Origin of the sequence: Clostridioides mangenotii TR, from assembly GCF_000498755.1 — a bacterium.
Lineage (GTDB): Bacteria > Bacillota > Clostridia > Peptostreptococcales > Peptostreptococcaceae > Metaclostridioides > Metaclostridioides mangenotii_A.
This window is the reverse complement of record NZ_AXUS01000028.1, coordinates 20,459-32,783: the sequence shown is the minus strand read 5'-3', so window position 1 is coordinate 32,783 and position 12,325 is coordinate 20,459. Positions and strand designations below refer to the sequence as shown.

Annotated in this window: 11 protein-coding genes; 5 read left to right on the top strand and 6 right to left on the bottom strand. The window is 31.7% G+C overall.

Going from position 1 to position 12,325, the window contains the following annotated elements:
* Positions 1–35 precede the first annotated feature (35 nt).
* A complete protein-coding gene (locus tag T473_RS0113095; protein ID WP_024622308.1) occupies positions 36–965 on the top strand; it encodes a DMT family transporter in 930 nt (309 codons plus the stop codon).
* Between the two features lie 169 nt (positions 966–1,134).
* Here the strand turns inward: T473_RS0113095 and T473_RS0113090 are convergent, their stop codons facing one another.
* Both T473_RS0113090 and T473_RS0113085 read right to left on the bottom strand, forming a co-directional pair.
* Positions 1,135–2,166 (bottom strand): SPFH domain-containing protein, encoded by a 1,032-nt coding sequence (locus T473_RS0113090; protein WP_416361126.1) that lies wholly within the window; start codon positions 2,164–2,166, stop codon positions 1,135–1,137.
* A gap of 23 nt (positions 2,167–2,189) precedes the next feature.
* Positions 2,190–2,633: an NfeD family protein gene (locus T473_RS0113085; RefSeq protein ID WP_024622306.1), complete on the bottom strand. Its 444-nt coding sequence runs from the start codon at positions 2,631–2,633 to the stop codon at positions 2,190–2,192.
* A gap of 480 nt (positions 2,634–3,113) precedes the next feature.
* Here T473_RS0113085 and T473_RS0113080 point away from each other — a divergent pair, with 480 nt between their 5' ends.
* The 3 genes from T473_RS0113080 to T473_RS0113070 all read left to right on the top strand — a co-directional run bounded on the left by T473_RS0113080 (position 3,114) and on the right by T473_RS0113070 (position 5,853).
* The gene (locus T473_RS0113080; RefSeq protein WP_024622305.1) at positions 3,114–3,977 is read left to right on the top strand and encodes an ABC transporter permease; all 864 of its coding nucleotides are present in this window, start codon (positions 3,114–3,116) and stop codon (positions 3,975–3,977) included.
* A complete protein-coding gene (locus T473_RS0113075) occupies positions 3,978–4,733 on the top strand; it encodes an ABC transporter ATP-binding protein (RefSeq protein ID WP_024622304.1) in 756 nt (251 codons plus the stop codon).
* 115 nt (positions 4,734–4,848) lie between these two features.
* Positions 4,849–5,853, top strand: a complete 1,005-nt coding sequence (locus tag T473_RS0113070; protein ID WP_024622303.1) for an ABC transporter substrate-binding protein — start codon at positions 4,849–4,851, stop codon at positions 5,851–5,853.
* Between the two features lie 105 nt (positions 5,854–5,958).
* Here T473_RS0113070 and T473_RS0113065 read toward each other — a convergent pair whose 3' ends face one another.
* The 4 genes from T473_RS0113065 to modA form a co-directional block, all read right to left on the bottom strand.
* Positions 5,959–7,728 (bottom strand): CoA-disulfide reductase, encoded by a 1,770-nt coding sequence (locus tag T473_RS0113065; protein WP_024622302.1) that lies wholly within the window; start codon positions 7,726–7,728, stop codon positions 5,959–5,961.
* A gap of 240 nt (positions 7,729–7,968) precedes the next feature.
* Positions 7,969–9,081 carry a sulfate/molybdate ABC transporter ATP-binding protein gene (locus tag T473_RS0113060; protein WP_024622301.1) on the bottom strand — a complete coding sequence of 371 codons (1,113 nt, stop codon included), beginning with the start codon at positions 9,079–9,081 and terminating at the stop codon, positions 7,969–7,971.
* The gene (gene modB, locus T473_RS0113055) at positions 9,081–9,764 is read right to left on the bottom strand and encodes a molybdate ABC transporter permease subunit (protein WP_024622300.1); all 684 of its coding nucleotides are present in this window, start codon (positions 9,762–9,764) and stop codon (positions 9,081–9,083) included. The genes T473_RS0113060 and modB overlap by 1 nt, the downstream gene beginning before the upstream one ends.
* 206 nt (positions 9,765–9,970) lie before the next feature.
* The gene (gene modA / locus T473_RS0113050) at positions 9,971–10,783 is read right to left on the bottom strand and encodes a molybdate ABC transporter substrate-binding protein (RefSeq protein WP_024622299.1); all 813 of its coding nucleotides are present in this window, start codon (positions 10,781–10,783) and stop codon (positions 9,971–9,973) included.
* Positions 10,784–10,979: 196 nt separating this feature from the next.
* On the opposite strand from modA, the gene T473_RS0113045 reads away from it, so the two are divergent.
* Positions 10,980–11,960: a substrate-binding domain-containing protein gene (locus T473_RS0113045; protein ID WP_024622298.1), complete on the top strand. Its 981-nt coding sequence runs from the start codon at positions 10,980–10,982 to the stop codon at positions 11,958–11,960.
* Positions 11,961–12,325: the final 365 nt, after the last annotated feature.

Below are 12,325 nucleotides of genomic sequence, written 5' to 3'. Positions count from 1 at the left end.
AATATATTATTAAAAATATAATTTTGGAGGTATTTATGAACGATACGATAAAAGGAAGTATTTCAGCCGTCTTATATTCAACACTTATTGGTCTCTCTTTCTTATTTAGCAAAATAGCCTTAGTTGATGGAAACACAATAGACATACTTGCACATAGATTTACATCTGCATTTATTGCAATTTTTTTATATACATTATTAACTAAAAAGAGGAAAGTAGTTTCTAAATCAGATATTATTGCACTGTTACCACTCAGCTTGGTATCTCCTGTTTTATATTTTTCCCTTCAATTATTAGGACTTTCTATGTCCTCATCTTCAGAAGGTGGTATAATTCAATCTACTATACCTATTTTTACTATGATATTTGGTATTATATTGTTAAAAGAAAAACCTAGTTTAAAGCAAAAAATATTCACTTTTATATCTATGTTCGGTGTATTGTTTGTATTTATAGCTCAAGGTAACACTATAGATTCAAAACATCTTTTAGGAATAATACTACTTACTCTATCTTCTTTAGCTTTATCACTCTACAATGTTATGGCAAGAAAAAACGCTAAACAGTACAATGTTACCCAAATGACTTATGTAATGACACTTTTCGGATGTTTTGTGTTTAATGTAGTCTCAATTATTAAACATTTATTTTTATCAGATATACAGTCTTATTTTGCTCCATTAGCAAGTATGAATTATATCGGAGCTGTGTTGTATTTAGGTATTATGTCTTCACTGGTATCATTTATTCTATCAAATTACGCTTTATCTAAATTAGAAGCTTCTAAAATGGGGGTTTATCTAAATTTAACTGTTGTAGTTGCTGTTTTTGCTGGAGCTATATTCTTAAAAGAAAGTATAACTTTTATACATGTAATCGGTGTGGCTATTATTCTTATTGGTGTTCTAGGAGCCAATTTATCTAAACCTTCAACTGCTAATAACGATGTAGAAGATTCAATTTAAATAAATTAGCATTGTAATAACTATGCTTTTTTATAGTTTTATTATAAGTATATACATGTAAATAAGTAAGTACTCCTTAAATTAAAATCAACCAATAAACTTATATATCTAAATCAAAAATACAGCGTACATAAAATATGTACGCTGTATTAGCTTCAAATATATAAAATTAATCTTCTTTTTGATTTTCTATTTTTGATTCAAATTTACCACTTAGCTTCTTTAGATCTACTTTGTTGTCATCAGACATAACTTCTTTGATTCCCTTAAAAGTTCCAAGTAAATTCACTGTATCTGATGGAAGTACTAACTTAGTTGACTCTCCTTCAGCAAGCTTTGCAAGAGCTTCCATAGATTTAAGTGCAAGCATATTGTCGTCAATATTTGACTCTTTCATGGCACTAAATACTAATCTTAAACCTTCTGCAGTAGCTTTTTGAGTTCTGCCAATCATTTCAGCTTCACCTTGTGCTTTGGCTATAGCCATTTGTCTTATAGCTTCAGCTTCACCTTGTGCTATAAGTACTGCTGATTCTCTTTCACCTTCTGCCTCACGAACCATAGCTTCTTTCTTAGCTTCGGCTCTAAGTATAGCAGATTGTTTATCTCCTTCTGCTTGTAGGATTGAAGATGCTTTATTACCTTCTGCTTGCAGGATCGATTCACGTCTCTCCCTCTCAGCTCTCATCTGTTTTTCCATTGCAACTTGTATATCGTTTGGAGGCATTATATTTTTAAGTTCAACTCTGTTTACTTTTATACCCCATTTATCAGTCGCTTCGTCTAGTATAGCCCTCATTTTAGCATTTATTATATCCCTTGAAGTAAGTGTTTCATCAAGATCTAATTCACCTATTATATTTCTTAATGTTGTAGCTGATAGATTTTCTATAGCCGAAATTGGATTTGCAATTTCAAATACATATCCCACTGGATCAGTTACTTTGTAGTATACAACAGTATCTATTTGCATAGTTACGTTGTCTTTAGTTATAACTGGTTGAGGTGGAAAATCCATAACAATTTCTCTTAAGTCTATTACATAAGCCAATCTATCTAAAAACGGAATTAAGAAATGAACTCCAGTATCTGCAGCCTTGTGGAATTTTCCAAGTCTCATAATAATACCCATTCTTGATTGTTGGATTACTTTTATGCAGGCAATACTTGCCAAGGCAACTATTACAATCACAATAACCATTATAATCATATCTATTCCTCCCATTAGTCAGCTTTTACAGTTGCAAGTTCAGACTTTTTTACAACTAGCTTTACCCCTTCTATTTTTACAACTTCTACAGTACTTCCCTTTTCTATCTTTTCATTATCAAATGAGATCGCTGTCCACTCTTCTCTATCAACAACCACTCTTCCTGGTTGGTTAATAAGTATATCTTCTTTTACAAAACCTTTGGCATTTAAAACAGCCTGTAGATTTGTGTTGTATTTATAGCCCTTGTCTTTTTTGACAATTTTTTTAGTCGCTACAAATAACAGTGTAAAAGAAATAATGGCAAAGATCAAAATTTGAATAAAAAGGTTTTCAATAACCATGCTCAAAAATATGAGAGCTACAGCACCTATACTGAACCATATTAGTGTCAAACTTGGTGTCAAAAGTTCAGCTATTCCAAAAACAATTGCAACACCTAACCATATCAATTGCATAGTATACCCTCCCTCTTTGATGATATTGCTTCAATACCCTATTAATATAATATTAGATTATATTGATTTAATTATAACATTATATTTTATAATTATGTGAAATTATTTAAAGTTAATTCTTGACTTTTATTTTTTTATATTTTATAATTATCGATAAGTCTAGGAAGTAAAAACTTTCTGACAATTATTTTAAAATTTTAAGGAGAGATAATTATGATTACTTTATTAAACAAAAACAGATATTATTACTATAGCCAATACTTATAGGGTTTGTAACTATTTAAATATAGATGCAAACCCGGTCGATAACTCGAATTTGGGATTGTATCTATGTTGGTTGTAGGATTTTGTTTATATATAGTTTTCATATAATATATAAAAAAGCCGCGTAGATAATACTATGTGGCTTTTTCGTTGTTGCCGCATAGTGCTTTACTCTATGTGGCTTTTTTGTATTCAAATATCTAAGGGGGTTCTAATATGAGCAGTATTTTATCAGTAATAACGCAGAGTCTAATTTTATCAATTATGGCCATTGGTGTATACATCACCTACAAAATTCTAGATTTTCCAGATATGACAGCAGATGGAAGTTACACTATGGGGGCATCAGTAGTTGCCGCTTCACTAGTAAATGGTATGTCTCCCATTACTGCAACACTACTTGCAGTATTAAGTGGTTCATTAGCTGGAATGATAACTGGAATACTACATGTAAAGTTTAAAATTACCAGTCTACTTTCTGGGATACTTGTAATGGGTATGCTTTACTCAGTAAATTTGAGAATTATGGGAAAATCAAACATACCACTTTTTAGTTTCAACCATTTGTTTAACTCTACAGAATCTCCAATACTACTAGCACTTGTATTTATGATTATCTGCAAATTATTTTTAGATTTATTTTTAAAAACTAGTATTGGATACACTTTAAAAGGAGTTGGAGATAACTCACAGATGATTAAATCTCTTGGAATAGATATCGGCTACATAAAAATCCTAGGACTTATGATATCAAACGGACTTATTGCTCTGGCTGGAGGACTTATGGCCCAATTCCAAGGCTTCACAGATGTAAATATGGGAACTGGAACACTAGTGCTAGGCATTGCGTCAATAATAATCGGACTCACTCTATTTAAGAAAATTAAGTTTGTAAACAATACTAGTGCGATAGTGGTTGGTGCATTTATTTACCAGTTAACTATATACTACGCAATGCAGAGAGGAATGCTTCCTACAGACTTAAAACTTATTACAGCTTTGGTGATAGTTGCATTCTTATCTATCAGCAACATAAAATTTCCTAAAAAAAATAAAGATAAAGAAAAGGCGGTGGCATAAATGTTAGAGATAAAAAATATATCAAAGACTTTTGAAAACCCATATGGAGATTCAAATACTATTTTTAAAGACTTGTCGATAGATATAGCAACTGGCGAATTTGTAACGATAATAGGTAGTAATGGTACTGGTAAATCTACACTACTAAATATTATATCTGGCCTTATAAAGCAAACTTCTGGAGAAATCTGGGTTGGAGAAAAAAATATTACCAATGCTCCCGAACACAAGAGAACTCAAATAATAAGCAGGGTGTTTCAAGATCCAAGTTTAGGAACCTGCCCTAGTATGACGGTGAGAGAAAACCTGTCACTCGCACTAAACAAGGGGGATCTTTTAAATCTAAAGAGGTGTCTAAAGTATAAAAAAGACTTCTTATCAAGTTACTTAGAAGGTGTCTCACTAGATCTAAAAAAATACTTGGATGTCCAAGTTAAATACCTCTCAGGAGGTCAAAGACAGTCATTAGCTCTTATAATGTCTTGTCTTACTGAGCCATCTGTATTGCTTTTAGATGAACACACAGCAGCTCTCGATCCCAAAACTTCAAATGAGGTTATCGCTCTTACAAATAAAATAGTTAGAGAAAAAAATATTACTACACTTATGGTCACTCATAACTTAAAACATGCACTTGAATATGGCGATAGATTGATTATGCTACATAAGGGTCAAATCGTACTGGATGTTAAACAAATAGAAAAGCGCAAATTGAGCATTGAAGAAATCCTAAATAGATTTGAATATGCAGTATAGGATATGTGAATTGACTTATAGCTTAATAAATAATTTGAATTACAGAACTAATTATATAAATCTAATTTATACATTTCGTATATTAATTTAAAAATAAAAAACAGGAGGAAATATTATGATAAAAAAAAGAAAGATACTAAGTCTATGTCTTACAGCAGTACTTGTGGGTATAGTACTTACAGGTTGTTCAAGTAAAGAAGCATCAACTAATAACAATGAATTAAAAAAAGATGGTGAAATCAAAAGGATAGGTATAACTCAGCTAGTTGAGCATCCTGCTTTAGATGCAACAAAGACAGGATTTTTAAATGCTCTAAAAGACAATGGCTTTGAGGAAGGTAAAAATATTGAAATAGATTTTAAAAACGCACAAAATGATATGCCTACAACACAAACTATAGCAAGTTCATTTGCCTCTGACAAAAAAGATTTGATTTTCGCTATTTCTACACCAGCTGCGCAGGCCGCATTTAACGCTACTAAAGATATTCCAATACTTTTTACAGCTGTAACAGATCCTGTTGAGGCAGGACTAGTGAAAACAACAGATAAGCCAGAAGGCAATGTAACTGGGACTTCTGATTTTATTCCCGTGTCAAATTCAATAACTCTTATAAAAGATCTAGTTCCAGATGCTAAAACTGTCGGAATAATTGGAAATACTAGTGAGATAAATTCAAAAATCCAGATAGATGAGTTTAAAAAAGAAGCTGATAAAAACGGATTTAATGTAGTTGTAAAAGGAATAACTACTTCTAATGAAGTTAACCAGGCTGTCTCTAGCTTAGTTGGAAAAGTTGATGTAATATACACTCCTACCGACAACTTAGTTGCATCTTCTATGCCAATCATAGCTAAAACAGCAACTGAAAATAAAATTCCAGTTATAGGCGCTGAAGAAGCCCATGTTAAAAACGGAGCACTTGCTTGTAATGGGATAAGCTACGAAAAACTTGGATACAAAACTGGTGAGGAAGCTGTAAAGATACTTAATGGTGAAAAAGTTTCCGCTATACCTGTTTCAACTCTTGATAATACAGAAACTATCATTAATGAAACTACATTAAACGACATAGGTATTGAAAAGCCTAAAGGTGAAGGAATAACTTTTATAAAATAAAATAGTTAGGCCCAAAAGTATAGTACTATACTTTTGGGCCTAACTATTTTACTATATCTAATCATTTTTTCCTTTTCAATAAAAGCAGTAAATGCGTTTTTAAAACTATATAGAAAAAGTAGCAGCTACTTCACTTGCATCTATCCTTCTTGGATCGTCAAACAATTTATCGTCAGAACTATTATCAATAATTTCTGTAAGAGCATTTTGAGATTTTAGTCTACTTTGAGCTCTCTTGACAGTTAAATATGTTTTCATTCCCCCGTCTATATTTGCACAGTCAAATCCATTTTGTTTAAGTATTCTACAAGCTATATAACCCCTTAAACCTACTTGGCATGTTACATATATTTTTTTATCTTTAGGTATCTCTATTAATCGATCTCTAAGTTGCCATAAAGGAATATTTACTACTCCATCTATTGCTCCTGTTGTAAGCTCAGCCTCTTCTCTTACATCTATAATAAATCCTCCATTTTCATTGACACTATCTACTTCGCTCCACTGGATATTTTCAACATCGCCATCTAGTATATTAGAGGCACAATACCCAAGCATATTAACCGGGTCTTTTGCTGAATTGTAAGGAGGTGCATAACAAGTCTCTATATCTGGAAGGTCATATGCCGTAAGTCCACCTTTTATAGCTGTTGCGATAACATCTATGCGCTTATCTACTCCGCTGATCCCAACTCCTTGCGCTCCTAATATCTTTCCTGTATCTGGCTCAAAAATCATTTTTAATGAAACCGGAAAAGCTCCTGGATAGTACCCTGCATGAGATGATGGATGAATATGAACAACCTCGAACTCTTTACCTATTATTTTAAGAGTTTTTTCATTGTTTCCTGTAGTTGCAACTGTATAATCAAATACCTTCGCAATTGAAGAACCTAATGTCCCCTTATAAGAAACGTCTTTACCCGCAAGATGATCTGCTACAAGTCTTCCCTGTCTATTTGCAGGCCATGCTAAAGGTATCATAGTCGGCTTTTTATTTATATAATCAACAACTTCTACTGCATCTCCAAGTGCATAAATACTTTCGTCCGAAGTCTTCATATGGCTATCTACAACTATAGCTCCTCTCTCATTTAGTTTAAGACCAGCATCTTTTGCTATAGAACTCTCAGGTCTTACCCCTATAGAAAGTATAATCATATCTGTATCTATCTCTTTACCACTAGAAAGCACTACTTTCTTACCAAAATCTTCAAATGATTTAACTCCGTCATTTAAAATTAACTTTACCCCTTTATCCATTAGATGGTAATGGACATCACTAGCCATTTCATAGTCAAGAGGTGCCATAACTTGTTTACTAGCCTCTACTATGGTAAGTTCTATACCTCTATTATATAGATTTTCTGTCATTTCAAGACCTATAAACCCTCCGCCTACAACCACTGCACGCTTTGGTCTAATATCATCTACATAACCTTTAATTTTATCTGTATCAGGTATATTTCTAAGTGTAAATAAATTGTCACATTTATCTATCCCAGTAATCGGTGGCTTTATTGGACTAGCCCCAGGAGAAAGAACTAATACATCATAGCTTTCTTCATATGAATCATCGGATCTGTAGTCTTTTATAGTTACTTTTTTATTTTCTCTATCTATTTTTACAACTTCACTTAAATTTCTAATATCCATGTTAAATCTAGTACTCATGGACTCTACTGTCTGAACAATAAGTTTTTCTCTATCAGTTATTGTATCTCCTATATAGTATGGTAGTCCACAGTTTGCAAAAGATATGTACTCACCTTTTTCAAACATGATTATATCAATGTCCTCATCTAAGCGTCTCAATCTCGCTGCTGCTGATGCCCCACCAGCTACCCCTCCAACAATTATAACTTTTTTATTCATAGTTAACCTCCTTTAGGTTTAGGATTTTATTATTTTTCTCTTTTATATTGCTTTACTCTGATTTAAACTCTACATAATTACAATGAAAAAGTCATATATAAAAAATATATACCCTATAATAGAAATTATAAAATACTATACAAATAATTTTGATATTTGCTATAAAATTTTTTCCTATTAATCTATAAAATAAAAAAGATATCCAATAGAGAATTATTAACTCTCATTTCAGATATCTTTTTAATATTTAACTTTGCTATAAATTATTAAATTATATACAGAACAATTTATCCTTAGGGAATTTAAGATATACACTATCATTTTCCTTATATATAAATCTATTTTTTCTAACTCTACCTGAACTACACTGCTCTTATTATTCATTACGTTACTGTCTGCAAGTATTTCTTTAGAAATACTTTTTCTTAAATACATTGTATAGTTAAAAGGATTCTCCACTTTATTTATTAGGCTAAATCCAAATATATTCTCAGTATCACACTCTGTAGTCATTATAACTATATCATGTTCTCTTATTCCTATATATTTAATATCATCATCTACTTTTTCCAAAAGACATAACTCAATATTCCAATCCTGTGCGAATACTGTATATTCACCAGTCTTTTTAGCTAACGATATATTTTTGCAACCTGTAATTTTAGCTTCTGAATAAGATTTTGGCCTCTCAAATATCTCCCTCTTATCCCTTTTCTCTAGCCCATTCCCACTATCATAAACTATTAAATTATCACAAACTCTATACGCTTCCTCAATATCATGAGTTACAAAGAGAATATCTCCTTTATAGTCTTCTATAAGGTTTAAAAGTTCTTTTTCCATATTACTTCTCAAATGATGATCTAGAGCAGAAAAAGGTTCGTCCAAAAGAAGTATCTCAGGGGATGGAGCTAACACTCTTGATAAAGCTACCCTCTGTTGTTGCCCTCCAGATAGTTGCCAAGGATATCTTTTCTCCATACCTTTAAGCCCAACGATTTCCAAGTAATGTTTAGATATCTCACTTTTTTCTTCTTTACTCAGATCTTTTAAGCCCAACTCAATATTTTGGCTAACTGTCATATGAGGAAACAAAGCGTAGTTTTGAAATAAAAATCCTACATTCCTATCTCTTGTAGGTATGTTTATCTTCTTATCAGAATCAAATAATACTCTGTCATTTAATATTATTTTTCCTCTTGTAGGTTTTTCAAGACCTGCTATACATTTTAAAGTCATACTTTTTCCAGAACCCGACTCTCCTAAAAATCCTAGTATACCATTTTTTTGATCTATATTTACTCTTAACTTAAAAGAGGACAATTCTTTTTCTATATCTATATATAAGCTCATTACCTCCCCCTCTTTCCTACGAGTTTTTGTTGGATATCAGACCAATAGTTAAGCAGTAAAATCATCGCGATAGACATTACAACAATTATCATAACCCACATCATTGCTTTATTCATATCCCCACCTTCGACTGCAAAGAATATAGCTAAAGGCATTGTTTGTGTTTTCCCAGGGATGTTTCCTGCGATCATAAGAGTAGCTCCAAACTCACCAAGCGCTCTTGCAAAAGATAGTACTAGACCTCCGACAATACCTGGTAGTGCAAGTGGAATTGCGATTTTAGTGAATATTTTCCATTCATTTAAACCCAAAGTCCTCGCTGCTGAAATCATATTGTCATCTATTTGCTCAAATGCTGATCTCGATGATCTATACATCATCGGGAAAGATACGACAACTGCCGCAATAACAGTTGCGCTCCAACTAAATATTATATTTTTATCCATAGCTAAAAACACTTTACCTATAAATCCATTTTTACCACATATCAATAATAAGAAAAAACCAACAACTGTCGGCGGAAGAACCAGCGGAAGTGTAAATATGCCGTCGATTAGCCCCTTCCATTTTCCTCTGTAAGTAGCCATTGCATAAGAAATTAGAATTCCTACTACAAAAGTTATCACAGTTGCTAGGAGAGCTGTCTTCGCCGATATCCAAAGTGGTGCCCAATCTGTAATCATATGTCCTCCTCATATATATCAATCATTGAACTATTTTCATCGTTTTTTAATCAATAATATACCTTTAATTGCTCTATTTTTTAACGAAATATTATTAAATAATTTATATTCTAAAAAAAAGTGAAATTAACTTTTAGGTAAAAGCTAATTCCACTATTTATTGTAACTTATATATTATATTTTTTAAAGACAAGTAATATAATGAATTATTTAGCTATTTTCTTATACCCATATTTTTCTAGTATCGTTTGCCCTTTATCACTCAATAAGAAGTCCTCGAATTTTTTAGCTTCTTCAACTTTTTTGCTGTCTTTTATAACTGCTATTGGATATGTAATTGGTGAATGTGTATCTGCTTCTGTCGTAGCAACTACATTTATCTTATCGTTATTTACTGTATCACTTAAATAAACAAATCCTGCATCAGCCTCACCTGATTGAACCCAAGCCAAAACTTCTTTAACATCTTTAGCGAATACAAGTTTATCTTTTAATTGATCTTTTACATTTAAATTTGTTAGTACTTCATCAGCGTATTTACCTGCTGGAACACTCTCTGGCTCACCAACTGCTATTTTCTTAACATCTTCTTTCTTTATTCCATCTATATTTTCTAACTTACTATCTTTTGGAGCAATAAGTACTAAATCATTTTCAACTAAGCCTTTATTTGTTTCTTTTACCAAAAGGTCTTTTTCATCTAAAGCATCCATTTGCTTTTTACCAGCTGAAATAAATACATCCGTAGGTGCACCTTGCTCTATTTGCTGTTGAAGTGACCCTGATGCTCCAAAGTTAACTGTTAATTTTACATTTTCATTATCTTTTGTATACTCTTTTTCAAGCTCAGCCATAGCCTCTTTAAGACTTGCAGCTGCGGAGATATTTAACTCTACTACTTCTGTTTTGCTTTGAGTATCCTTTGTATCATCTTTCTTTGACTCATCATTCCCTGAACATCCAACTAAACCAATAGAAAGAGATAAAACTAATCCTAAAATACCTAAACTTCTTTTCATTTTAATTCTCCTTTATACCCTTTAATTTTGTTTTGAAAACACTACAGTTATGTTTTGTTGTGTTTTGTCACGTTTAATATAATTATATAGTCATTTGTTCTATTTTTCAAGAAAATATTTCTTTTATCTTATAAATTGTTATAATCTATTATAATAATATGTAGTTTAATGTTAGAATATAGTTGGGAGGTGTGAAATGGAACCATTATCATCTTTAACACCCGCAGAGGTGGCTGATTTATTAAAAATCACAAAAAATACAGTTTATGAAATGATTAAGAGGGGAGAAATCCCATCATACAAAATCGGTAAAAAAATTAGAATAGATACTAAGGATGTAAAAGAATACATCGAAAGTCAAAAAACATCTAGTATCGCCAATTATCAATCAGTTTCCAAAACAGTTGACAAAAACATAAGTTTTAATGTAACGAATAGTCATGTAGCTAGTAGCGCAACTGTAGATTCAACTCAGGATATAATAATATCTGGGCAAGATGTAATTCTAGATATACTAGCGAGATATATAGATGAAAATTCTGAAGGTGTTAAGACATTTAGATCTTATATTGGAAGTTACAATGCTCTAATTGAACTTTACAACAACAAGGTATCTATTGCCTCTGCTCATTTATGGGATTACGAAACCAATGAATACAACACGACATTTGTAAAAAAATTACTACCAGCAATTCCTTGCGTTTTAATCAATTTAGCTTGTAGAACTCAAGGTTTCTACGTTGCTAAAGGAAATCCAAAGAATATCAATACGTGGGAAGATTTAACTAGACAAGACGTATTTATTATTAATCGAGAAAAAGGATCTGGAACTAGAATACTTCTAGACGGTAAAATGAGAAATCTAAATGTAGATTCCTATAAACTTAACGGTTATAAAAACGAGGAAAATTCTCATCTAGGAATAGCCAGTGCAATCTCTAGAGGACTTGCCGATGTAGGAATCGGAAATGAAAAAGCAGCTCTACAAGTTAGTAATATCGACTTTATACCGATACAGATTGAGAGATACGATCTAGTTATTAAAAAAGAAGATTTATTAAATCCTGTGTTTAGAAATATAGTTTCAATAATTAATTCAGATGAATTTAAATCCGAGATCGAAGGATTAGGTGGCTATGATTTAAAATTTACAGGTAAAATAGTTGCCGAAGCTTAAGTTTTTTAATTGAATAAGGTCTTACGTAAAATAGTAAGAACTATAAGCACATTTTGGAACACTCAAAATTTGAGAATCTCCATCAATGTATATATAGTCCTTACTATTTTGTATTTATTATATTTAATTTAGATGCTAGGTATCGAAGATATAAGCTGCTTAGTATACTCGCTTTGAGGATTTTCGAATAGATCTTTAGAATTATTTAACTCAACTAACTTACCTGACTTTACTACTGCTATTCTATCTGCAAATTTCTCATCATAGATAAATCGTGAGAAATAAATACAATACTTACCCCTAATTTTTCGACTAATCTTTTAAATAAATTTACAATCTTTATTTGAGTTTTTATATCCAACGAA